Annotated in this window: 16 protein-coding genes; 8 read left to right on the top strand and 8 right to left on the bottom strand. The window is 65.0% G+C overall.

What is annotated here, in order from left to right; translation table 11 throughout:
• Positions 1-42 precede the first annotated feature (42 nt).
• From AC1D10_RS17120 to AC1D10_RS17085, 8 genes are all read left to right on the top strand, one after another.
• Positions 43-1296, top strand: coding sequence for a sarcosine oxidase subunit beta family protein (locus AC1D10_RS17120; RefSeq protein ID WP_477273781.1), 1254 nt, complete (start codon positions 43-45; stop codon positions 1294-1296).
• 16 nt (positions 1297-1312) lie between these two features.
• Positions 1313-1588: a sarcosine oxidase subunit delta gene (locus AC1D10_RS17115; RefSeq protein ID WP_477273779.1), complete on the top strand. Its 276-nt coding sequence runs from the start codon at positions 1313-1315 to the stop codon at positions 1586-1588.
• A complete protein-coding gene (locus tag AC1D10_RS17110) occupies positions 1588-4569 on the top strand; it encodes a sarcosine oxidase subunit alpha (protein ID WP_477273777.1) in 2982 nt (993 codons plus the stop codon). Before AC1D10_RS17115 ends, AC1D10_RS17110 begins: the two co-directional genes overlap by 1 nt.
• Positions 4562-5191 (top strand): sarcosine oxidase subunit gamma, encoded by a 630-nt coding sequence (locus AC1D10_RS17105; RefSeq protein WP_477273775.1) that lies wholly within the window; start codon positions 4562-4564, stop codon positions 5189-5191. The genes AC1D10_RS17110 and AC1D10_RS17105 overlap by 8 nt, the downstream gene beginning before the upstream one ends.
• Before the next feature lie 161 nt (positions 5192-5352).
• A complete protein-coding gene (locus AC1D10_RS17100; RefSeq protein WP_477273773.1) occupies positions 5353-7722 on the top strand; it encodes a DUF1989 domain-containing protein in 2370 nt (789 codons plus the stop codon).
• 403 nt (positions 7723-8125) lie between these two features.
• A complete protein-coding gene (locus AC1D10_RS17095) occupies positions 8126-9835 on the top strand; it encodes an APC family permease (RefSeq protein WP_477273771.1) in 1710 nt (569 codons plus the stop codon).
• A gap of 178 nt (positions 9836-10013) precedes the next feature.
• Positions 10014-12116, top strand: a complete 2103-nt coding sequence (locus AC1D10_RS17090) for an oxidoreductase (protein ID WP_477273769.1) — start codon at positions 10014-10016, stop codon at positions 12114-12116.
• Between the two features lie 69 nt (positions 12117-12185).
• Positions 12186-13724 (top strand): trimethylamine methyltransferase family protein, encoded by a 1539-nt coding sequence (locus tag AC1D10_RS17085; protein WP_477273767.1) that lies wholly within the window; start codon positions 12186-12188, stop codon positions 13722-13724.
• Position 13725: 1 nt separating this feature from the next.
• On the opposite strand, the gene AC1D10_RS17080 is transcribed toward AC1D10_RS17085, so the two are convergent.
• The 8 genes from AC1D10_RS17080 to AC1D10_RS17045 form a co-directional block, all read right to left on the bottom strand.
• Positions 13726-14406 (bottom strand): TetR/AcrR family transcriptional regulator, encoded by a 681-nt coding sequence (locus AC1D10_RS17080; RefSeq protein ID WP_477273765.1) that lies wholly within the window; start codon positions 14404-14406, stop codon positions 13726-13728.
• A gap of 44 nt (positions 14407-14450) precedes the next feature.
• The gene (locus AC1D10_RS17075) at positions 14451-16010 is read right to left on the bottom strand and encodes an ABC transporter substrate-binding protein (RefSeq protein ID WP_477273763.1); all 1560 of its coding nucleotides are present in this window, start codon (positions 16008-16010) and stop codon (positions 14451-14453) included.
• A gap of 1 nt (position 16011) precedes the next feature.
• Positions 16012-17040 (bottom strand): oligopeptide/dipeptide ABC transporter ATP-binding protein, encoded by a 1029-nt coding sequence (locus tag AC1D10_RS17070; protein ID WP_477273761.1) that lies wholly within the window; start codon positions 17038-17040, stop codon positions 16012-16014.
• A complete protein-coding gene (locus AC1D10_RS17065) occupies positions 17037-18002 on the bottom strand; it encodes an ABC transporter ATP-binding protein (protein WP_477273759.1) in 966 nt (321 codons plus the stop codon). The genes AC1D10_RS17070 and AC1D10_RS17065 overlap by 4 nt, the downstream gene beginning before the upstream one ends.
• Positions 17999-18886 carry an ABC transporter permease gene (locus tag AC1D10_RS17060; RefSeq protein WP_477273757.1) on the bottom strand — a complete coding sequence of 296 codons (888 nt, stop codon included), beginning with the start codon at positions 18884-18886 and terminating at the stop codon, positions 17999-18001. The genes AC1D10_RS17065 and AC1D10_RS17060 overlap by 4 nt, the downstream gene beginning before the upstream one ends.
• On the bottom strand, positions 18870-19820 hold the full coding sequence (locus tag AC1D10_RS17055) for an ABC transporter permease (protein WP_477273755.1): 951 nt from the start codon (positions 19818-19820) through the stop codon (positions 18870-18872). The genes AC1D10_RS17060 and AC1D10_RS17055 overlap by 17 nt, the downstream gene beginning before the upstream one ends.
• Positions 19821-19839: 19 nt before the next feature.
• On the bottom strand, positions 19840-21849 hold the full coding sequence (locus AC1D10_RS17050) for a CocE/NonD family hydrolase (protein WP_477273753.1): 2010 nt from the start codon (positions 21847-21849) through the stop codon (positions 19840-19842).
• Between the two features lie 197 nt (positions 21850-22046).
• Positions 22047-25187, bottom strand: a complete 3141-nt coding sequence (locus tag AC1D10_RS17045; protein ID WP_477273751.1) for an efflux RND transporter permease subunit — start codon at positions 25185-25187, stop codon at positions 22047-22049.
• Positions 25188-25190: the final 3 nt, after the last annotated feature.

The following is a 25190-nucleotide window of genomic DNA, read 5'->3' as shown; positions in this document are numbered from 1 at the left end:
ATCTAGCAGCCTGCGTGGTGCGAGCGACCTCGGAATGAACTGATGAAATACTCGATCTTCTCGCTCGCCCGCGCCGCGCTCTCCGGCCACAAGAACTGGCAGCGCACCTGGCGCGATGCCACGCCGAAGGACCGCTACGACGTGGTGATCATCGGCGGCGGCGGCCATGGTCTGGCCACCGCCTGGTTCCTCGCCAGCGAGTACGGCATCAAGAATGTCGCCGTGCTCGAAAAAGGCTGGATCGGCTCCGGCAATGCCGGCCGCAACACCACCATCATCCGCTCCAATTACGGCCTGCCCGGCAACACCGGCTTCTACGAATTGTCGATGAAGCTGTGGGAGCGGATGGAGCAGGACCTCAACTACAACACGATGGTCAGCCAGCGCGGCGTCATCAACCTCTACCACTCCGATGCGCAGCGCGACGCCTATGCGCGGCGCGGCAACACCATGCGCATCAATGGCATCGACGCCGAACTGCTCGACCTCGCCGCGGTCAAGAAGATGATCCCGTTCCTGAACTTCGACAATGCGCGCTTTCCGGTGCAGGGCGGGCTCTTGCAGCGACGTGGCGGCACGGCGCGCCACGATGCCGTGGTCTGGGGCTACGCCCATGCGGCAAGCGCGCTCGGCGTCGACATCATCCAGAACTGCGAGGTGACCGGCTTTACCCGCGACGCCAACGGCAAGGTGACCGGCGTCGAGACCTCGCGCGGCAAGATCGGCGCCGGCAAGGTCGGCATGGCGGTGGCCGGCAGTTCCTCGCGCGTCGCGGCGATGGCCGGCCTGCGCCTGCCGATCGAGAGCCATGTGCTGCAGGCCTTCGTCTCCGAGGCGATCAAGCCGCTGATCCCCGGGGTCATGACCTTCGGCGCCGGGCATTTCTACGTCAGCCAGTCGGACAAGGGCGGGCTGGTCTTCGGCGGCGACATCGACGGCTACAATTCCTACGCCCAGCGCGGCAACATGCCTGTGATGGAGGATGTCTGCGAGGGCGGCATGGCGCTGATGCCGATGATCGGCCGTGTGCGCCTGCTGCGCCAGTGGGGCGGCATCATGGACATGTCGATGGACGGCTCGCCGATCATCGACAAGACGCCGGTCGATGGGCTCTACCTCAACGCCGGCTGGTGCTATGGCGGCTTCAAGGCGACGCCGGGATCGGGTCTTGTCTTTGCGCATCTGCTGGCCCGTGACACGCCGCATGAAGAAGCCGCGCGGTTCCGCCTCGACCGCTTCCGGCGCGGTGCGATGATCGACGAAAAGGGCCAGGGCGCCCAACCGAACCTGCACTGAGGACGGACAGGAAACCATGCGCATTGTCTGTCCCTTCTGCGGCGAACGCGAACTCGGCGAGTTCACCTATCTGGGCGATGCCAAGCCGGTGCGGCCGGCGGCCGGCACTTCGGAGGACGACGTCTTCGACTATGTCTATCTGCGCGACAATGTCGCCGGCGAGACCAGTGAACACTGGTACCATGGCGGTGGCTGCCGGGCCTGGCTGAAGGTTGGCCGCAACACGCTGACACACGAGATTTCTTCGGTTGAGCCGGCGGCTGGCGCCGGTGCCGCGAAGGTTGGCGCGTGATGGCCGGCGCGCAGACAAACCGGCTGGATACAGGCGGCCTCATCGACCGCTCGGCGCCGCTGAATTTTCGCTTCGACGGCAAAACTTTCTCCGGGTTCCAGGGCGACACGCTGGCCTCGGCACTGATCGCCAATGGCGTCAAGCTGGTTGGCCGCTCGTTCAAGTACCATCGCCCGCGCGGCATCCTGACCGCCGGATCGGAAGAGCCCAACGCGCTGGTTGAATTGCGCACCGGCGCAAGACGCGAGCCGAACACCAAGGCGACGACGGCCGAACTCTATGAAGGGCTCGAGGCCGCCAGCCAGAACCGCTGGCCGTCGCTGCGCCACGATGTGATGTCGGTGAACCAGCTGTTCGCGCCGATCTTCGTCGCCGGCTTCTACTACAAGACCTTCATGTGGCCGGCCAAGTTCTGGGAAGCGATCTACGAACCGGCGATCCGCCGCGCCGCCGGTCTCGGCCGTGCGGCAGGCGTTGCCGATCCCGACCACTATGACAAGGCGTGGGCGCATTGCGACGTGCTGATCGCCGGCTCCGGCCCAGCCGGCCTGGCCGCGGCACTGGCTGCCGGACGCTCGGGTGCCCGTGTCATCCTGTGCGAGGAGGATTTTTCGCTCGGTGGCCGCCTGCAGTCTGACGGCGGCACGATCGATGGCCTGCCGGCAGCGGAATGGCTTTCGCGGACGCTGGGCGAACTGGCGGCAATGCCCGATGTCCGCATCATGACCCGCACGACGCTGTTCGGCGTCTATGACGGCGGCACCTATGGCGCGATCGAGCGGGTCAACGACCATCTGCCCTCGCCGCCGGAGCACCAGGTGCGCCAGCGGCTGTGGCGGATCGTGGCCAGGCGCTGCGTGGTGGCGGCCGGCGCCATCGAGCGGCCGATCGTCTTTGCCGGCAACGACACGCCCGGCGTGATGATGGCTTCCGCCATGCGCACCTATGTCGCGCGCTACGCTGCGACACCGGCGAAACGCATCGCGCTGTTCACCAACAATGAGGATGGCTGGCGCACGGTCGAGACCGCACTCGGTGCCGGATTGCAGATAGCAGCGGTCATCGATGCGCGGCCGGATGTCTCGCCTGCCCATCGCTCGCTCGCTTCCAAGGGTGGCTTCCCGGTGTTGCACGGATCCGTCAGCGGCGTCGATGGCGGCAAGGATGGTGTCAGGAAAATCGCGGTCTCACTCACCGGCGGCGCACGCGCCGAAGTCGAGGCCGACGGGCTTGCCGTTTCCGGCGGCTGGAACCCGGCCGTCGGGCTGACCTCCTATCATCGCGGCCGGCCGAAATGGCAAGATAGCATCGCCGCCTTCGTGCCGGATGGCGCGCCGCCCGGCATGGTGGCCGCCGGTGCCGCCAATGGCGCCTTCGGGCTCGGCGCCTGCCTGGCCGAAGGCTTCGCCGCCGGCAGCGCAGCGGCGCACGACGCAGGGCACAACGGCAAGGCCGGCACGGCGCCTGTCGCGGATAGCGAAGCCTTCTCGCTCACACCGCTCTGGCATGTCGCCGGCAAGGGCAAGGCCTTTGTCGATTACCAGCATGACGTCACCGCTTCCGACATCGAACTGGCGCAACGCGAAGGCTTTGAATCGGTCGAGCATCTGAAGCGCTACACGACGCTCGGCATGGCCACCGACCAGGGCAAGACCTCCAATGTCGCCGGCCTCGCCATCATGGCTGCGGTCAGCGGCCGATCCATTCCCGAGACCGGTACGACGATCTACCGCCCGCCCTATGTACCGGTCGCCATCGGCGCCTTCGCCGGCCATCATCGCGATGAGACGTTCCACGCGACTCGGCTGACGCCGTCGCATCACTGGGCCGCCGAACAGGGTGCTGTTTTCGTCGACACAGGGCTGTGGAAGCGGGCGCAATGGTATCCGCGCGCCGGCGAGAAGGACTGGCTGGAATCGGTAACCCGCGAGGTCAAGGCGGTGCGCGGCGGCGTCGGCTTCTGCGATGTCTCGACGCTCGGTAAGATCGACGTGCATGGCCCGGATGCCGGCGCCTTCCTCGACCGCGTCTACATCAACACCTTCTCCAATCTCGCCGTCGGCAAGGCCCGCTACGGGCTGATGCTGCGCGAGGACGGCATCGTCTATGACGACGGCACCACGTCGCGGCTGGCCGAGGACCATTATTTCCTGACCACCACCACCGCCAAGGCCGGGCTGGTGATGCAGCATCTCGAATTCTGCCGGCAGGTGCTGTTTCCCGAACTCGACGTGCAACTGACTTCGGTCTCAGACCAGTGGGCGCAATTCTCGATCGCCGGGCCGAAGACCCGTGACCTGCTCAAGGAGATCGTCGATCCGGCGGAGGACCTGTCCAATGAAGGCTTTCCGTTCATGGGCGCACGCGAAGTTGGGCTGCGCGGCGGCATCAAGGCGCGGCTGTTCCGCATCTCGTTTTCCGGCGAAATGGCATTCGAGATTTCGGTGCCGGCGCGCTTCGGCGATGCCATGGCGCGCAATCTGATGCTGGCCGGCGCGCCATTCGGCGTCACGCCTTACGGCACCGAGGCGCTCGGTGTCATGCGCGTCGAAAAGGGCCATGTCGCCGGACCGGAACTGAGCGGCACGACGACGGCCGCCGATCTTGGCCTCGGCAAGATGATGTCGACCAAGAAGGATTTTGTCGGCCGCGTCATGGCCGGACGCGAGGCGCTGGTCGCGCCGGACCGCCAGGTCGTGGTCGGCATCAAGCCCGTCGACAAGGCAAAGCGCCTGCGCTCCGGTGCGCACATCATTCCGAAGGGGCAGACGCCGGGACCGGGCAACGACCAGGGCTATGTCACCTCGGTCTGCTTCTCGCCAACGCTCGATCAATGGATCGGGCTCGGCCTTGTCGAACGTGGCCGCGACCGCATCGGCGAGATTGTTCATGCGCATGACCCGCTGCGCGGCGAGGACTATGACGTCGAGCTCTGCAATCCCGTCTTCTACGATGCGGATGGAGGGCGCCAGCGTGGCTGAGTTTTCCTGGTCTCCCCGCAGTCCGCTCGAGCATGCGCTTGTCGACGGCGCGCATGGCGCACGCAATATCGAGGCCGGCGTCTCGTTGACCGAGATCCGCAATTTCGAGCTGGTCCAGGTGATGGCGCGGCGCGGCAAAGCGGCCGAACTGGCAGAAGCGTGCAAGGCCCGTTTCGGCGTTCCTGCCCCGGATGCGCCGAAGGCGGTGCAGAGCCTGGACGCCACGCTGATCTGGTCCGGGCCGGATCAGTTCTTCCTCCTCTCGAAGGGCGGCAAGCACACGATGGACACGGTGGCGCCGGCATTGTCCGGCCCCGCCTCGCTGTCGGACCAGTCGCACGCACGCGCGCTGATCAGCATCTCCGGCGCCAAGGCCCGCACCATGCTGGCCAAGCTGTCGTCGATCGATCTGCACACAGGCGCATTCCCGGTTGGCGCGGCTGCCGCAACCTCGATGGATCATACCAGCGTCACGCTCTGGCGCGGCGGCGATCGGCCGGATGGGCAGGCCGTGTTCAACCTGCTGGTGTTTGCGACCTTTGCCGAAAGCCTGTGGCAGACGATGCTTGATGCCGCGGCTGAGTACGGTGTTGAGATCGCGCATTCGGAGGAATTGGCGTAACTTTCGGGCTGCCTTCCCTTCTCCCCATGTGGGAGAAGGAAGAACCGCACACCACCTTCGCCTTGCCAAATCCAGCCTTGCTGCCTATTCTTCCTGCTAAAATAATTTCACGTACAGGCAAACTTGTTTCTCGAACCGATGTCTCGAAATGCAAGGCTGAGATGAGCCAGTCGCCCTACCCCGCAATCGCCGCCGGACCGCCCCGGCCGAGCCTCATCCTGCGGCCTGGCCAGATCGCGCTGCCGCCAGGCATGGAGCGCTATACGATACAGGGCAACGGCGCGGTGCTCATCGAAGTCGAGGCCGGCGACACGATCAGCGTGCGCAATGTCGAGGGCGGGCAAGCCTTCGAGGTGCTGGCCTGGGACAAGACCGGCGCGACCGATCCCGGCATTTTCGGCGAGTCATCGAACAGCAATGCCGCCGGCATCAAGGCATTGCTGGCCGAGGGCGACGACAGTCTCGCAACCCTTCGGCGCGGGCTTGCGCGCCGGCAGGTGCAGCTCGATCAGGCAAAAGCCGTGCGTGTGTTTGGCGGCACCACACCAGCCGGCACCGAGCAGGGTTTCACCGTCGTCCGCGACGGCGCGATGGTCATCGCCGCGCCCGGCGGGCCGATGCTGGTCGATGGCCACGACACGGCGACGCCGCTCAGCGTCATCGTCCGGCGCGCCACCGTCCGTCCTGCGGCGAGATCGCAACTGGCCGATCCGCTCGCCGATCCGGTGCTCGACCTGCGCGTCCACTCGGCGACGGCCGAATCCTATTTCGTCAAGGCCGGCGACTATCTGCAGATCATCGATGTCGACGGCCGCCAATGCACCGACTTCCAGTGCTTTTCGGCGCGCAAGCTGGACAAGGGCCGCGACCATCCGCTCGACGTGACGACGACGCGCACGCTGATGGGTGCGAGCTATCCGATGCCTGGCCTGCATTCGAAATACTACGACCAGGACATGGAGCCGCTGGTCGAGGTGGTGCAGGACACATGCGGCCGGCACGATGCCTTCGCGCTCGCCTGCGCCGCCAAATACTACGACGACATCGGCTATCCCGGCCACACCAACTGCTCGGAGAATTTCAATCGCGCGCTGTCCGATAAGGGCGTCACGCCACGCGCCGGCTGGATGGCGATCAACTTCTTCTTCAACACCGCGATCGACGCGCATGGCGTCATGGTGTCCGACGAGCCATGGTCGCGGCCGGGCGACTATGTGCTGCTGCGGGCGCTGACCGACATCGTCTGCGTGTCCTCCGCCTGCCCCGATGATACGACGCCGGCCAATGGCTGGAACCTGACCGACATCCATGTGCGGACCTATTCCGGCCAGCACAAATTCTCGCGAGCGATCGCCAGACGCATGACGCCTGATTCGGAACCGAAAATGACCCGCGAGACAGCCTTTCATTCGAGCTTTGCCAAGCACACCCGCAACTTCGTCGAATACCGGGGCTATTGGCTTGCCAATTCCTTCGCCAGGCAAGGTCCCATCGCCGAATACTGGGCCTGCCGGCAGGACGCAGTGATCATGGACCTGTCGCCGCTGCGCAAGTTCGAGGTCACCGGCCCGGATTCGGAGGCGCTGCTGCAATACACGCTGACCCGCGACGTCAAGAAACTCGGCGTCGGCCAGGTCGTCTATTCCGCCATGTGCTACGAGCATGGCGGCATGATCGACGACGGCACGCTGCTGCGGCTCGGCAAGGACAATTTCCGCTGGGTCGGGGGTGACGATCTGTCCGGCGAATGGCTGCGCGAGACCGCCAAGAAGCTTGGCCTCAACGTGCTGGTGCGCTCTTCCACCGACCAGATGCACAATGTCGCCGTGCAGGGCCCGAAGAGCCGCGACATCCTGAGGGAGGTGATCTGGACCTCGCCATTGCAGCCGTCGATCGAGGAGCTGGAATGGTTCCGTTTCGCCGTCGCCCGCATCGGTGGCGGCAACGGTATTCCGGTCGTCGTCTCGCGCACTGGCTACACCGGCGAGCTAGGCTACGAGATCTGGTGCCATCCGCGCGACGCCGAAAAAGTCTTCGACGCGATCTGGGAAGCCGGCCAGCCGCATGGGCTGAAGCCGATGGGGCTGCAGGCGCTCGACATGGTGCGCATCGAGGCCGGGCTGATCTTCGCCGGCTACGAATTCTCCGACCAGACCGACCCGTTCGAAGCCGGTATCGGCTTTACCGTGCCGTTGAAGAGCAAGACCGACGACTTCATCGGCCGCGAGGCGCTGATCCGGCGCAAGGAAAACCCGCAGACAAAACTGGTCGGTCTCGACATCGATGCCAATGTCGATGTCGGCCATGGCGATTGCGTGCATGTCGGCCGCGCCCAGATCGGCGTGGTGACCTCAGGCATGCGCTCGCCGGGGCTCGGCAAGACCATCGCGCTGGCGAGGCTCGACGTCACCCATGCCGCCATCGGCACCGAGGTCGAGATCGGCAAGCTCGACGGCCATGCCAAGCGGCTGCCGGCGCGGGTCGTCGCCTTTGCCCATTACGATCCGCAGAAGACCAGACCGCGCTCCTGACCGCGCTTCTCTCACAAGACAGTGAGAGCCACGCCGGCAGTCTGAACGATCGCCGTGGCCAGGCATTTCGATCGACAAGTGACGGCAGTTATGCTATTGATACAGGCATGGTGCTGATTTGCGCCGCGACCCGCCTCAGGCGGGTTTTTCGTTTCAGGCCCCTGGTCCTTCTTTCGAACAATCCCGCCCCGAACAGTGCGAAGCTGACATGTTTCGCAAGCGTGATGTGCACGGTTTCACAAAACGCTTGACGTGAAAGCGCGCCGGATCAATGTTTACTGTTAAGAAAAAAATGCGACTGAGTGGAAACACCGGCAGTTGCTCAACGCATGCGTCGATGATGAAGCCTCGCGCAGTCGCGGCCGTCACGAACGGGGAACATCAAAATGGGGAAGCCAAACACATGACCACGATAACGACTGCCTTGGAGCAGCCTGCGGAGGGCAAGCTGCACCGGAATATCGACTGGCGCGGCGCCTTCTGGGTGGCGAGCGGCGTGCCTGCCCTCGTCCTGTTTTCGATCGGCGGCATTGCCGGCACGACCGGAACGCTGGCCTTCGCGATCTGGATCGCTTCCATGATCATGGGCTTCCTGCAATCCTTCACCTATGCCGAGATCGCCGGCCTGTTCCCTAACAAGTCGGGCGGTGCCTCGATCTATGGCGCCACAGCCTGGCTGCGTTATTCCAAGTTCATTGCGCCGCTCTCGGTGTGGTGCAACTGGTTCGCCTGGTCGCCGGTGCTGTCGCTCGGCTGCTCGATCGCCGCCGCCTATATCCTCAACGCGCTGGCGCCGGTGCCGCTGTTCACCGACGCCTCGCCCGATGTCGTCGCCTATATCGCGGCGCATGCAGGAACGAGCGCCGCCGATGCGATCACGGCAGTGACCGCGGCCGCCACGCCGGCGATCCGCAACTGGACGCTGTTCAGCCACACGCTGGGCCCGGTCTCCTTCACCCTCAACGCGACCTTCTTCATCGGCGCGGTGCTGATGCTGATCATCTTCTCGATCCAGCATCGCGGCATTCTGGGCACCGCCAATGTGCAGAAATACATCGGCCTGCTGGTCATCATCCCGATGCTGATCGTCGGCGTCGTGCCGATCGTCACCGGCCAGATCAACTGGGCGAATTTTTCGCCACTGGTGCCGCTGGCCGCCGCCTATGCGCCAGAGCCCGGCGCCTGGAACATCGCCGGCTGGACGCTGGTTCTTGGCGGCATGTTCATCGCCGCCTGGTCGACCTACGGTTTCGAGACCGCTGTCTGCTACACCTCCGAGTTCAAGAACCCCGGCACCGACACGTTCAAGGCCATCTTCTACTCCGGCCTGCTGTGCATGCTGCTGTTCATCCTGGTGCCGTTCACCTTCCAGGGCGTGCTCGGCCTGAACGGCATGCTGGCAACGCCGATCGTCGACGGCTCCGGCGTCGCCGATGCGCTGGCCGGCATGGTCGGCGGCGGAGCGCTGATCCACAGCTTGCTGGTGATGCTGATGATCCTCGCACTGGTGCTGTGCATCATGACGGCGATGGCAGGCTCGTCGCGCACGCTCTACCAGGGTTCCGTCGACGGCTGGTTGCCGCGCTATCTCAGCCACGTCAACGAGCATGGCGCGCCGACCCGCGCCATGTGGACCGACCTCGTCTTCAACCTGATCGTGCTGGCCATCGCATCGGCCGACGCGACGAGCTTCTTCTTCATCCTCGCCGTGTCGAACTGCGGCTACATCATCTTCAACTTCCTCAACCTCAACGCCGGCTGGATCCATCGCATCGACAACGGCCATATCGCGCGGCCGTGGAGGGCGCCGAGCTGGCTGCTCGGCGTCGGCGCCATCTTCGCCTATGTCAACGCGATCTTCATGGGCGCCGGCGCCAAGGTGTGGAACCCGATGGCGCTGTGGGCCGGGCTGATCACCGCCGCTCTGATCATCCCGGTGTTCTGCTATCGCCACTACATCCAGGATGGTGGCAAGTTCCCCGACCATATGCTGGCCGACCTCGGCATGAGTTCGTCCGATCTGGCGGTCAAGAAGGCGGGAATGCTGCCTTACCTGACGCTGGTTGCCGGCGTGGTGGTGATGCTGCTCGCCAACTGGTATTTCGTCATCTGACCTCGCTGGGCCGGGTGTCCAAGGATGCCCGGTCCACATCCTCCCATCGATCTCAGATCCATCCCTGCGAAAGCCGGGATGGATTTTTTGTTGTTTGCCCTCCCGCCCATTGCGCAGCAGCCGGTGTGCGAATATGCTTGTTGTACGATCGTTCAACAAGCATATTCGCGAAGCCCCGATGACCTGCAATCCCCGCTACGAAATCCTGTTCGAGCCGATGCGGATCGGGCCGGTCACCGCGCCGAACCGCTTCTATCAAGTGCCGCACGCAAGCGGCATGACCAACGCCTTGCCGCGGGTGCGCGCGGCCTTTCGCGAGGCGAAGGCCGAGGGCGGATGGGGGGTGATCTGCACCGGCGCCTGTTCGATCGACCCGAGCTCGGACGACACGCCGCTGCCTTTCGCCACCATGTGGGACGACAACGACATCCGCGCGCATGCGCTGATGACGGAGGCGGTGCATCGCCATGGCGCGCTTGCCGGCGTGGAGCTGTGGCACGGCGGTGCATCGGTGATGAACAGGACAAGCCGCCTGCCGCCGCTGTCGCCGTCGGGAATTCCCTGGATGGCCACCCATGTCGGCTTCATGGGCAATCTGCGGCCGAAGACCATGGACAGGGCCGACATACGCGAGGTGCTGAGATGCCAGGCAGAAGCTGCGCGCAAGGCGCGCACGGCGGGCTTCGACATCGTCTATGTCTATGCCGGCATGGGCTATCTCGGCTACGAGTTCCTGCTGCCGGAATACAACCATCGCGGCGACGAATACGGCGGACCGGTCGAGAACCGGGTGCGCTTCGTGCGCGAGATGATCGAAGTCACCAAGGATGCAGTCGGCAAGGACTGCGGCGTCGCCTTGCGGGTCAGCCTCGAGGAACTGCGCGGCCGGCCCGGCCGCAGCCAGCCTTCCGAGGCGCACGAGCTGGTCGAACTGCTCGCCGACCTGCCGGACCTGTTCGACGTCAAGATGGATTCCAGTCCAACCGACTGTTCGGCGTCGCGTTTCAGCGGTGAAGGCAGCCACGAGCCGGTGATCGATTTCGTCAAGTCGCTGACGAAAAAGCCGGTGGTCGGCGTCGGCCGCTTCACCTCGCCCGACACCATGGTCTCGCAGATCCGGCGCGGCGTGCTGGACTTCATCGGCGGCGCGCGGCCTTCGATCGCCGACCCCTTCCTGCCGAACAAGATCCGTGAGGGCCGCGAGGCTGAAATCCGCGAATGCATCGGCTGCAACATCTGCATTTCGAGCTGGCATGACGGCGTGCCGGTACGTTGCACGCAGAATCCGACCGCCGGCGAGGAATGGCGGCGTGGCTGGCATCCCGAGCGTGTCGAGCGCACCGACGCGCCCGAACGGATCCTGATTGTCGGTGGCGGACCGGCCGGGCTGGAATGCGCGTTGACGCTCGGCCGGCGCGGCCAGGAGGTGATGCTCGCCGACGGCAGCCGAACCTTCGGCGGGCGGCTGACCTTCGAGAAGACGCTGCCCGGACTGTCGGCCTGGAATCGCGTCGTCGACTACCGCCTCGGGCGCCTCAACGAGATGAGCAACGTCTCGCTCTATCCCGAGAGTGTTTTGAGCGCCGACGAGATCATCGAGCTGGCGCCGGACCGCGTTGTGCTGGCGACCGGCGCGCGCTGGACCAACATGCTCTATTCCTCGCTGGAGATTCCGGTCGGCCGGCTTGATCATCCCGATGTGCTGACACCGGACGACATCGCCGCCGGCCGGCTTCCGCAGGGACCGACCCTGGTCTTCGATTTCGACAATTACACCATGGGCGGCGTCCTCACCGAACATCTGGCAGCACACGGCATTCCCGTCAGCTATGTGACCCCGGCCGGCCAGGCGTCCGCCTGGACGATCATGACCAACGAGTTGCCGCTGGTGCATCGCGCCCTGGCGCGGCGCAAGGTGCCGGTGACGACATTGCATCTGCTGAAATCCTTCGACGGCGAGACGGCGACGCTGGCGCATCTGTTCACCGGCGAAGAGGTCCGCGTCGCCTGCCGCTCGGTGCTGATCGTCGGGCTCAGGCTGCCGCGCGGCGAACTCTTCGAGGCGCTGACGCAACGCGCGGACGCGCTTGCGGCGGCCGGCATCAAAAGTGTCGATCGTATCGGCGATGCGCTGGCGCCGGGCGCCATCGCCCATGCGGTCCACAGCGGCCACAAGCTTGCGCAGGAGATCGGCGCAAAAATCCGCTGGCAGCCCTACCGCCGCGACACGCCGATCGTCGATCAAGTAGCGGACTTCGACATGCGGACGGCAGCCGAATAGAGCAATTCCAGGAAAAGTGTGAAGCGGTTTTCCGTTCGGAATTGCGTCAAACAAGGAGTTCTAGAAACCATGGAGCGCATCACGGCACGTCGCAGACCCGGCCGCCCGCAGCGCGAGATCGGCGGCATCGAACAGCGGCCGTGGAAGCAGCTGACGCGGCCCTACGCGCCGATCGAAATCCTGTCGGCCGACCAGGTTCAGACGATCCACGAGATGGGCCTCACCATCCTCGAGGAGATCGGCATGCGTGTGCTGCAGCCGCAGGCACGCCAGTTCTATCGCGCCGCCGGCTGTGATGTCGACGAAGCCGAGATGCGGGTGCGCTTCGACCGTGCCATGGTCATGGAGCGCGTCGCCATGGCGCCGTCATCGTTCGAACTGCGGGCCCGCAATCCGGCGAAGAACGTCAAGGTCGGCGGGCGGCACTGTATCCTGTCGTCCGTCGGCGGACCGGCCTATGTCATGGACAATGATCGCGGACGCCGTCCCGGCACCTATGCCGAGATGTGCGACTACCTGAAGCTGATCCAGTCGTTCAACGTGCTGCATCAGGAAGGTGGCGGGCCGTTTGAGCCGCTCGACCTGCACCAGAACACCCGCCATCTCGACCTCTACTATGCCGAGATCACGTTGCTCGACAAGAACTGGCAGCCGCAGGCGCTTGGCCGCGGGCGCGCCATCGACGCGCTGGAGATGGTGGCGATATCGCTCGGCACGACGCGCGAAAACCTGGCGCAGGAGATGCCGGTGTTCACCGGCATCATCAACACCAACTCGCCGCTGCAACTCGACGAGCCGATGGCCGAAGGCCTGATCGCGCTGGCCGAGCATGGCCAGGTCAATGTCATCACGCCGTTCACGCTGGCCGGAGCAATGAGCCCGGTGACGCTGGCCGGCGCGCTGTCGCAGCAGCATGCCGAGGCACTGGCCGGCATCGTATTGACGCAGACCGTGCGACCCGGCGTGCCGGTGATGTATGGCGGCTTCACTTCCAATGTCGACATGAAGACCGGCGCTCCGGCTTTCGGCACGCCCGAATACACACAGGCCGCGCAGATCACCGGCCAGCTGTGCCGGCTGATCGGCGTGCCGTTCCGCTCCAGCAATGTCACCGCCGCCAATTCGGTCGACGCGCAGGCCGCCTATGAGAGCGCGATGTCGCTGTGGGGCTGCCTGATGGGCGGCGCCAACCTGGTGCTGCATGCGGCCGGCTGGCTCGGCGGCGGGCTGACCGCATCGTTCGAGAAACTGGTCATCGATGCCGAGATGCTGCAGATGATGTGCGCCTATTTCGACCCGCCGGTGGTCGACATCGACACGCTGGCGCTGGAAGCGGTGCGCGAGGTCGGTCCGGCCGGGCATTTCTTCGGCGCCGCGCACACGATGCAGCGCTACGAGCGCGCCTTCTATTCGCCGCTGGTCTCCAACTGGGACAACTACGACACCTGGATGGAGCGCGGCCAGATCACGGCGCGCGAGCGCGCCAATGTCGTCTGGAAGCGCATGGTCGCCGAATATGAACAGCCGCCGATCGATCCCGGCATTGACGAGGCGTTGCGCGACTATATGGAGCGCCGCAAACGTGAGGGTGGTTCGCCGCTGAACTAGACTAGGAATCGCGCAGCGGCCCGACCTGCGCCTCGAGCATCTCGAATCCGGCGGCCTCCGCCGCCTGCGGTGTCACGACGCTTTCGTCGAGGCACCATTCGAGCCAGAGCCCGTCGACCAGCGCGATGAAATTGCGCGCCAGCGTCGGGGCGTCGACTTGCCTGCCGCGCGGGATGGCAACTGCAGCGATGTCCTCGGCGAGTTCCGCCCTATAGGCGTCGTAGAGTTCGCGATGCGCCGCCTTGAGGCGCGGGTTGACGGCAATCTCGCCCCACAGCGAAAGCCAGATCAGCAGATTGTCACGGCTGAAATAATCGGGCGAAAAATTGGAGTGCACCAAAGCGGCGAGCGCTGCCTGCGGCGACCAGTCGGACGTCTCGGCGCGGCGCCGCTTGGCTTCGGCGATCTGGTTGTTGACGCTGGCATAGAGCGAGGATTTGTAGACCTCGACCAGCAAGCCATCGAGGCCTTCGAAGTGATGGTTGATGAGGCCGCGCGAGACGCCGGCCTCCTTGCAGATGCGGTCGATGGTGAAGGCGCCGATGCCGCCGACAGACAGGCATCGCGTCGCCGCCTCGACCAGCATCGAGCGCCGCACATCCGCCTGTTCGCGGCTGAAGCGCGGCGGCGACTTCTTGGCGCCGCGCTTGCGTTTTTCAGGTGCTGGTTCTCTGTCCGTCATCGAGCCCAGCTAAACGATCACATCTTCTCTGTCCACGGAAGTGATCATGCCTTCTTGAACAGCACCGGATTGGGATGGCCGTCGGGATAGATGACCGGCTCGAAACCGTTCTTGTGAATGACGACCAGCGGCTGGTGGCAGATGAAGACGAAGCCGCCGGATTGCTCCATCAGGTCCTCCATGCGGTTGGACAATGCGATGCGCTTGGCCTCGTCGCTCTCCGCAACCAGCTGCTGATAGCCGGTCTCGAACTCAGGGCTGTCGAAGCCGGACCAGTTGTAGACGCCGATCTGGTCGGGACGGAACCAGACCAGGTTTTCGGAAGGGTCGACGCCGCCGGCAAAATCCATCAGTGCCAGATCGATATTCTTGTAGCCGTCACCCTGCGTCTTGTCGCCGACGCCCCAGAACGCGGCTTCGTCGTAAGGCTGGATCTCGACCTTGATGCCGGCCTGTTCGAGGCTGGCCTGGATGATTTGCGCGGTCGCGGTGCGAATGGAATCGTTCATGACCGTCAAAGTCAGCGACAGGTTGCTGACGCCGGCCTCCGTGAGCAGGGCGGCGGACTTCTCATAGTCGGGTGCGGCGATCAGATTGCTGGCCCGCGCGAATTTGGTGCCAGGCTGGACGACGCCGGTGGAGCGCTTGGTGAGATCGTCATAGACGCCGGTCAGGATCTGGCCGACGTCGACGCCATACTGCACGGCCTGACGGACCTTCAGGTCCTTGAGCCGCGGGCTCAGCATGTTGATGGTCAGCCAGACATAGCGGGTCGACTGCGCTTCGATCACCTTGGTGTTGGCAGGCGGGCTGGCCTTGACCGCCTTGGTCGCCGAAATGGCGATCTTGGTGTAGTCGAAGGCATCGGCCTCATAGGCAAGCTGTGCTGCCTGATCATCGGCGACTATGTAGATCTCGACCTTGCCGAAGTCCGGCTTCGGCCCCGGCCAGTCAGGATTGGCGGTGAGTGTCACCTTCTGCTTCTGCTGCCAGTCCGAGAAAAGGTACGGGCCGCAGGTCGCCGGCGGTTCGGTGGTGAACTTGCCGCCTGCCTTTTCGGTGCCGGCGCGGCAGATGATGTGGCCGCCATAATAGGGCAGGCTGGTGACGAAGATCGGCTGGTACGGGTCCTTGAGATGGATGATGCCGGACCTGGCATCGACGACCTCGACGCGATCGAGCTTCTCGAACTGGTAGGCCCAGGGCGATGACAGCTTTGGATCGGCAATACGCTCGTACGAGAATTTCACGTCTTCGGTGGTGACAGGGCCAAAACCGTTCGACCATTTCAGTCCGTCGATCAGTGTGAAGGCAATGGTTTTCGGATCCTTCAGCTCAAGCTTCTCCGCACCCCAGGGCGACCATGGCGAACCTGCCCTGAGATCGCCAAGCCGGTTCAGCGAGACATAGATGCCGCGCATCATGACATCCTCGATACCGCCGATCATGAAGGCGGGGTCGAGAGTCTGGAGATCGCCCTCCATCCGGATGCGCAACGTGTCGCCGGCGGCCGACCAGGCGAAACCCGGCTTCATCGCCAGCCCGGCGCCCAGTGCACCGGCCGCTTTCAGGAATGCACGTCTGTCCATGTTCCATTGCGTCATGTCAGTTTCCCCTTTGGTTTGCGGAAGCGCGTGAGAAGGCTTCCCGTTCTTGCCCGCCTGTCTCCAGCGGGAAATGGCAGCGCACCATCCGGTCGGTGCCCATCGGCCGATAGGCCGGTGCCTCGGTCTTGCAACGATCGCGCGCGATCGGGCAGCGCGTGTGGAATTCGCAGCCCGAGGGCCGGCGGAACACGCTTGGAATCTCGCCCGTGACGGCCGGGGTGTGGCTGCGCCGGCGCGGGTCGGGTATCGGCTCGGACTGGATCAGCGTCGCGGTGTAGGGATGCATCGGCGCCGAGAACACATCCTGTGTCGGTCCGGTCTCGACCAGCCGGCCGAGATACATGATGGCCAGCCGATCGCTGACATGGCGGATCATTGCCAGATTGTGGGTGACGATCATGGCGGCGAAGCCGAGTTCGCGTTTCAGCTCGCCGATCAGGTTGAGCACGTCGCCCTGCACCGACACATCGAGGCCGGCGGTCGGCTCGTCGGCGAGCAGCAGATGCGGCTTCATCGCCAGGGCGCGGGCAACACCGACCCGTCGCGCCTGCCCGCCGGAAAGTTCATGCGGGAAGCGGTCGACGAAGGAGGCTGGCAGCCCGACCAGCGCCAGCAGCGCTTTTGCCGCGGCGCGACGGTCCGGCATCGGCAGCCCCTGGATGACCTGCGGCTCGGTCAGCAGCGTGCCGATGCGCAGACGCGGGCTGAGCGAGGCGACCGGGTCCTGGAACATCATCGCCGAGCGCCGGCGCATGGCGCGGAAATCGGCCGGCGTCTGCACGTCCCTGCCCTCGAAGACGATGCGGCCCGCCGCAGCCCGCACAAGGCCAAGAATGGTGCGCGCCAGCGTGGTCTTGCCGGAACCGGACTCGCCAACCAGCCCAAGCGTCTCGCCCGGCATCAGCGACAGCGTCACGCCGTCGATGACGTTGAAGCCCGGCAACGGGAATGGGTTGATCAGGCGGCTGAACAAGTTGCTGCGGGCGAAGGTTACCGACAGATCGTCGATGGCGAGCAGCGGGCTCATGGCGCCACCGCATGGCAGCGCGCCCTATGCGAGGCGGACAGTTTAACCACTGGCGGCGCGACTGAGCCGCAGGGCGCGAAGGCGCGGTCGCAGCGCGGCGCGTAGACGCATCCGCATGGCGGCTGCGTCAGGTTGGGCAATGAGCCGGGAATGGTCGGCAGCCGGTCCAGCCTTTCGGGAAAGCGGGCCGGATCGCAAGCGAGCAGCGCTTGCGTATAGGGGTGCCTGGCGTCATGGAAGATCGCGTCGACCTCGCCGCTCTCGACCACCTCGCCGGCATACATGACGTAGACGCGGTCGCAGAGTTCGGCGATGACGCCGAGATGATGCGAGACGACGATGATGATGCCATTGTATTCGCGCCGGAGTTCGCGCAGCAGATGGATGATCTGCGCCTCCATGGTGACATCGAGCGCCGTCGTCGGCTCGTCGGCGATGAGCAGGCCGGGATCCGTCAGCAGGGCCGCTGCGATCGCCACCCGCTGGCGCATGCCGCCGGAGAGCTCGTGCGGGTAGCAGTCCATCCGCCGTTCCGCGTCCGCGATGCCGACGCGACCGAGCATGGCGGCGATCCGCGCTCGCTTCTGCGCACGGCCGAGATCCTTGCGGTGATGCTGGAAGTCGACGAGCTGGTCGCCGATGGTCAGCACCGGGTTGAAGGCGGTCATCGGATCCTGGCTGACCAGCGCGATCTCGTCGCCGCGCAGCAGGCGCTGGCGGTGCGCGTCGAGCTTTGCCAGGTTGACGCCGTTGTAGCTGATCGAGCCGTCGATGCGGGCGTTGGCCGGCAGCAGGTTGGCCAGAGCGGTGACCAGCGTGGACTTGCCGCAGCCGCTCTCGCCGACAATGCCGATCACCTCGCCGGGATGCGCCTCGATGTCGACATGGCGCAGGGCGTGCACGCTGCCATGCGGCGTCTCGTAGCGGACGCTGAGGTCGCTGGCGGCGAGCGAAACGCTCATGCCGGCCTCCGCAATTGCAGGCGCGGGTCGAGATAGTCGCGCAGGCCTTCGCCGAGGAAGGTGAAGCCGAGCGTCGCCAGCACCAGCGGCAGGCCGCCGAAGATGACCATGAAGGGCGCCGAACGGATGCTGGTGTAGCCGTCATAGAGGATCGAGCCCCAGGACGGCGTCGGCGGCCGCACACCGAGGCCGAGGAAGCTCAAGCCCGCCTCGACCATGATGACGACCGGGATGTCCATCGACAAAAGGATGATCAGCGGGCCGACGACATTGGGCAGGAGGTGGATGAAGATGATGCGCGTGGCGCTGGCGTCGAGCAGGCGCTCGGCAAGGATGTAGTCGCTGTTCTTCAGCGCCAGCGTCTGCGCCCTAATCAGCCTGGCATAGCTCGGGAACGAGGTCGCGGCGATGACGATGATCAGCGTGCCGGTGCCGGCGCCGAGCACGGTGATGATGGCGAGCGCGAACATGATCATCGGCAGCGAGTTCAGACTGTCGAAGGTCAGCACCAGAATGGCGTCGAGCCAGCGCGGCCCGTAGCCGGCGATCAGCCCGAGCAACAGGCCGATCGCACCGGCGATGGCCACCGACACCATGGCGATGGTCAGCGCCGTGCGCGCGCCATAGATGACGCGCGACAGGAGATCGCGGCCGAGATGATCGGTGCCGAACCAGTGCCCGACCGACGGCGGTTGCAGCTTGTGCAGCACATCGATCTTGAGCGGAGAGTACGGCGCCAGCCAGGGCGCGAAGACGGCAGTGGTGAGGAAGCCGGTGACCAGCACAAGCGCCACGCAGGTGAACGGGTCGGCAAGCAGCGCGCGCAGCAGCGGAAACCGTTGTCGGTCCGGAAGGGACAGCGAGGCGTCAGCCACGGAAGACATCGCGCACCCTCGGGTCGAGCCGCGCAATCAACAGATCGGCGGCGATGGTGATGGAGACGTAGATGGCGGTCATGATCAGCACGGTGCCCATGACGACCGGATAGTTGCGGGTGTTGACGGCGTCGGTGATCAGCTTGCCGATGCCGGGGCGAGCAAACACCGCCTCGACGAAGACGGCGCTGGACAGGATGCTGCCGAGGCCGACGGCGACCAGCGAGATGGTCGGGATGATGGCGATGCGCAGCGCGTATTTGGAGACGATTTTCCATTCCGGCAGGCCGAAGGAGCGCGCGGTGCGGATGTGCGGCTCGCCCATCACCTCCATCATCGAGGCACGTACCATGCGGGCGATGTAGCCGATCCAGCCGAGCGCTATTGCCCCGGCCGGCATGATCAGCGCCTTGGCCTGGCTGACAATGTCGCCCGCCTCGCCGGCGCCGATGGCCGGCAGCCAGCGCAGCGTGACGGCAAAGAGCAGCAGCGAATAGATGGCGACGACGAAGGACGGCACGGCGATGACGCCGACCGAGAGCACGCCGATGACCGCATCGGCGAGCGTGCCGCGCCGCATCACCGACAGGCAACCGAGCGGAACGCCGATGAGCAGCGCGACCGTGAGCGCCGTCAGACCGAGGATCAGCGTGTTCGGCAGCGCCTCCATCACCAAGGTGGAGACCGGCCGGTTCGACCATACGTCAAAACCGAGATTGCCGGTCAGCGCGTTGCGGAAGAATTCGACGATCTGCCACCAGACCGGCTGGTCGAGGCCCATGCGCTCGATCAGCAGCCGCTTCAGCTCCGGCGTGGCGCGCGGACCAAGCGCCACGGTTGCCGGATCGCCCGGCACCAGAAAGACGGCCGCATACATGGCGACCATGACGAGCACGAGGATCAGGAGGCCGAGACCGATGCGCTTCACTGCATATGCAAGCATGGTCTCCTCTCCGCTCCTGTCAGGCGAAATCGCGCCTGATGCGCCGCGTTGCCGAGGCGCTGTGGACGAGCTTGCCTCGTTCTCGCGCCTCGAGCCGCCAGCTCAGGTTGAAATGGGTTTCATCCGATGTCAGCTCGGTGACCGCCGTCGCCTCGGTGTCGGCATCGCCGCTGGCGATGGCCCAGCGGTATTCGGTGACGAGCCTGGCCGACTGCGGATCGTCGGCACGGATGCTCATCGTGTCGCCGTTGGCGGAGGACACGGTGATGGCGCGATCGTCATAGCGCCTGCGCCCATGGTCGGAGGACAGCGCGATGGTCTGTATGCCCGCGCCGACATCGTCGGTGACGATGCGGCGGTCGAAGCCGTCATCCAGAGTGGTCGTAGGAACCGGCGGCGCCGTTTCAGCCCGCTCGAAGCGGACGTCGCGGTCGCGCGGCGACGGCGGACGCACCGGAAGCATTGCCGTGCTGTCGCCGCTCGCCACCGACAGGGTCGACAATCTCGGCTGCGGCCACAGGATCGGCCAATGCTGGTTGGCCAGCGCCAGCCGGATGCGGTGGCCCCTGGGCACGTTGCGGGCGAAATCGTTGAGCTTCAGCCGCACGCGGAACGGCGTTCCGACCGGACATGGCGTCGGGTGCTCGTGGCTGTCGCGATGGCTGAGGTTGAGCACGCCATAAGTCATCAGCGCCGAGGTGCCGTCCGGATAGACGTCGCAGAGCCGGGCGGCAAGGTTGACATGCGGCTGGTCGACGGTGACGAGCAGATCGAGTTCCGGCGCGCCGAGCAAGGTCACGTCGTCATCGAGCGGTGGCGTATCGAAGCACAACGCCAGCCCGTCCTCGCGGCGCTGGTCGATGGCCATGTCCGGGCAAGAGCCTCCATAGCCGCCCCAGCGGCCGCAATCGCGGCCGGCGGTGGCCGGCGAGCGTACCGAAAGCATGGCACCCGGCGCGGGTTCGCTGCCCAGCCCGCCGGCGTTCAGGTGCAAGGCGCGGCGCTCGATGCGCGGCGACGGCCATTGATCCTCGGCGGCCCAGTTACCGGCATGATCGGGAAGGTAAAAAGGTTGCGGCCGCTCCTCGCCGGTTATCCAGACGCGGTAGAGGGGCTCGTCCATGATGCCGGTGTCTTCGCCACAAAGCCAATGGCGCCACCAGCGCAACGCCTCCTGCAGATAACCGATCAGCGGCCCGGGCGCACCGCGGCAGGGATAGGCATGCGACCACGGACCGACGATGCCAAGCTTCGGTCCGGGCAGATGTTCGAGCAGGCGCGGCACGAAGTTGGAGTAGCTGTCCTCCCAACCGCAGACGGCCATGACCGCGCATTCGATCGCGGCGTGATCTTCGCAGACCGAGCCTTGCCGCCAATAGTCGTCGCGGCGCTGATGCGCCAGCCAGGTTTCCGACAGTGAGCTGGTCGCCGCCAGACGGCTGGTCCACATGGCGCGCCAGGCGTCGCCGACGATCTGAGGATCGGGCGCCATCGCCTTCTTGACCAGCATGAAGTTGGACCACATCTCCTGCTCGGTGAGCAGCGCGCCGCCCATATAGTGGATGTCGTCGGCATAGCGGTCGTCGGTGGCGCAGTTGGTGATGATGGCCTTCAAGGCCGGCGGCCGGCGCGCCGCCACCTGCAGCGCATTGAAGCCGCCCCAGGAAATGCCGGTCATGCCGACATTGCCATTGCACCAGGATTGCGCGGCCAGATGGGCAATGATCTCGCAGGCGTCTTCCTGCTCGCGCGGCAGATATTCGTCGGCCAGGTCGCCATCGGAATCGCCCGAGCCCCTGATATCGATGCGGGCGCAAGCGATGCCGTGACCGGCAAGCCAGGGGTGGATGTCGATGTCCCGGGCCACTGTGCCGTCGCGGCGGCGATAGGGCACCATTTCGACGACGACAGGCACTTGGGCGTCGGTGCGCGGGCGCCACAGAGTGGCGGCGATACGCGTGCCGTCGGCCAGCGTGATCCAGAGCGGATCGACGGTTTCGACGGCAAAGGGGAACTCGGTTCGTACCACGGCAGGTACTCGTTAAATCGCCTTGTTGAACGTTCGTACAACAAGGCGATTTAAGGCGCAATCCCGCTTCGCGCTTTTTGGCGTTGAATACCGCTCACGGCCAGTGCCGGCCGGGTGGGCCAGCGAGAGACCGGGTTATGAAGCGGCGGAAGAGAACGCAGATTTGCGGGCCGGACGACAGCGTCCGGCCCGCAAATCTATTCGGCCGCCAGCGCCAGTTGCGGCCTTTCGGCAGGCAACTCTGGTTCAGGCGTCTGTTCGGTATCCACCGCCTTCTTGGGCTCTCGCCCAAAGAACAAGGCATAGCCGGCGGGGAGAACAAGAATGGTCAGCACGGTGGCAACCATGATGCCGCCCATCATGGCATAGGCAAGTGGCCCCCAGAACACGGCGCGCGAGATCGGGATCAGCGCCAGCACCGCCGTCATTGCCGTCAGCACGATCGGCCGGAAGCGTCGCACGGCCGAGCCAATGATCGCTTCATAGCGATCCATGCCAGTGGCGATATCCTGGTCGATCTGGTCGACAAGGATGATCGAGTTGCGCATGATGATGCCGAGCAGCGCGATGACGCCGAGGATGGCGACGAAGCCGAACGGCGCGCCGCTGATCAGCAGGGCCGCGGCTGCACCGATGATGCCGAGCGGACCGGTCGCCAGCACCAGCATCGCCTTGCCGAAATTCTGCAGCTGGATCATCAGCAGCACGACGATGATGGCCAGCATGATCGGCGCCTTGGCGGCGATCGAAGCCTGGCTTTCGGCCGAATCCTCGGCACCGCCCTGGATCTCGATCTTGTAGCCGGGTGCCAGTCCGTCGCGCAGGCCCTGCATGTCCTTGTACAGCTTGGTGACGACATCGTTCGACTGCACGCCGTCGGGGAGCGTCGCCAGCACGCTGATGGTTGGCAAGCGGTTACGCCGCCATTCGATGCCTTGCTCCAGCACCGGCACCACCTTGGCCACCTGCGACAGCGGCACGAAGCCGCCGAAATCGGTCGGGATGTAGACGGAGTCGACCGAGGACAGCAGGCTGCGGCTGGCATCCGGCTCGCGGGCTACGATGGACACCGTCTCCTCGCCGTCACGGAAGTCGTCGAGCGGCGCACCGGTCATCGTCGCCTGCAGCATCTGGCGGATGCGCTGCGAGGTGACGCCGAGTGCGCGGGCGCGATCCTGGTCGATAACCAGCTTCATTGCCGGCACCGGCTCCAGCCAGTCGTCATGCACGGCGCCAAGCAACGGATCTTCGCGGAACTTTGCCTTCACCTGATCGGCGATGCGGCGCACCTCCTGGCGATCCGGACCCATGACGCGCATCTGCACCGGCCAGCCGGTCGGCGGGCCAAGGAACAGACGGTCGACCTTGGCGCGGATCGACGGGAAGTCTTCAGCCAGAACCGTGCGCAGTTTGACGATCAACCGTTCGCGGGCCGGCTCGTCATTGGCCATCACCAGAAGCTGGGCGAAGTTCGGATTGGTCAGCTGCTGGTCAAGCGGAAGGAAGAAGCGCGGCGCGCCTTCGCCGATATAGGTGGCGATGAAACGCTTGTCCTTGTCGTCCATCATCTTGGTTTCGAGCGCCTTGGCCTGCGCCTCGACTTCCTTGATGCTGGTGCCTTCCGGCAGCCAGAGGTCGACGAGGATTTCCGGCCGCGACGATTGCGGGAAGAAGTTCTGCGGGATGAACTGGAACGCCCACAGGCTGGTCCCGAAGGTAACCAGCGTCATCACCAAGACTATGATGCGATGGCGCACCGCCCAGCCGACGGTCGAGCGAAGCCGGCGGTAGAAACGCGTGTCGAAGACATCGTGATGGCTGCCGGCATGCTTGCGCTGCTTCAGGATCATGTTGCCGAGCCACGGCGTGAAATAGACCGCGACGAACCAGGACACGATCAGCGCGATGCCTACGACATAGAACAGCGTGCGCACATATTCGCCGGCCGTGGAGGCGGCGAAGCCGACCGGGATGAAGCCGGCGGTGGTGATCAGCGTGCCGGTCAGCATGGGGAAGGCGGTCGAGGAATAGGCGAAACTCGCCGCCTCGATCTTGACCAGCCCCTCCTCCAGCTTGCGCTCCATCATCTCGACGACGATCATCGCGTCGTCGACGAGCAGCCCGAGCGCAATGATCAGCGCGCCGAGCGAGATGCGCTGCAGATCGATGCCGATTTCGTACATGATGGCGAAAGTGGCGGCCAGGACCAGCGGAATGGCGATGGCAATAACCAGGCCGGAACGCCAGCCGATCGACAGGAACGAGACGACGAGCACGATCAGCAGCGCTTCGCCGAGCGCCTCCATGAACTCGTTCACGGCATCCTTGACGACCTCGGGCTGGTCGGAAATCTGGTCGACCGCAACGCCATAGGGCAGTGCTTCCTCGAAGCGCTTGTAGGTTGCCTCGACATCCTTGCCGACGTCTCTGACGTTGAAGCCCTTGGCCATGACGACACCGAGTTGCACGCTCTCATGGCCGTTGAAGCGGTATTTGCGCTGGTAGGGATCTTCCAGCCCCGACGTCACCGTGGCGATGTCGCCGAGCCGGGTGACCTGGCCGCCGGCGCGCAGGCGCAGGTTGCGGATATCCTCGACCTTGCTGACATCGCCCTCGACGGAGATGCGCACCGAATTGGTGCCGGTGTCGACGGAGCCGGCGGGGTCGACATTGTTCTGTCCCTTGATCGCGTTCTGCAGATCGGTCAGCGTCAGGCCGCGTTCGGCGAGCGCCTTGGACGAGACGTCGATGTAGAGCTTTTCCGGCTGGTCGCCGATGATGACGGCCTTCTCGACGCCTGGCGTGGTCAGCAGCATGTCGCGAGCCTGGATCGCGAACTTCTTCAGCTCGGGATAGCTGAAGCCGTCACCACTGATCGAATGCAGGGTGATGAAGGTGTCGCCGAACTCGTCGTTGAAATAGGGGCCGAGCAGGCCTTGCGGAAGGTCGCCGGCTATATCGCCGACCTTCTTGCGTACCTGGTAGAAGGCGTCCGTCACCTCGGCGGCGTTGGTGTCACCCTTGATCTGGACCGTGATGATGGCGCTGCCGGCGCGCGTGAACGAGCGCACGAAGTCGAGATGCGGCGTTTCCTGCAGCTTGCGTTCGATCTTGTTGACGACCTGGTCTTCCATCTCCTGGATCGAGGAGCCCGGCCAGACCGCCTGGACGACCATCACCCGGAAGGTGAAATCGGGATCTTCCTTCTGGCCCATCCGCATCAAGCCGAGCGCGCCGGAAATGATGATCAGGCCGAACAGGAACCGCGCAATGGCGGGATGGCCGATTGCCCAGCGCGACAGGTTGAAGGGCCGCTTCTCGTCCGTGGAATTGGTCATCGA

It is taken from the genome of Mesorhizobium sp. P2_A8 (genome assembly GCF_056404935.1).
This window is presented reverse-complemented; position numbering and strand designations above follow the sequence as displayed.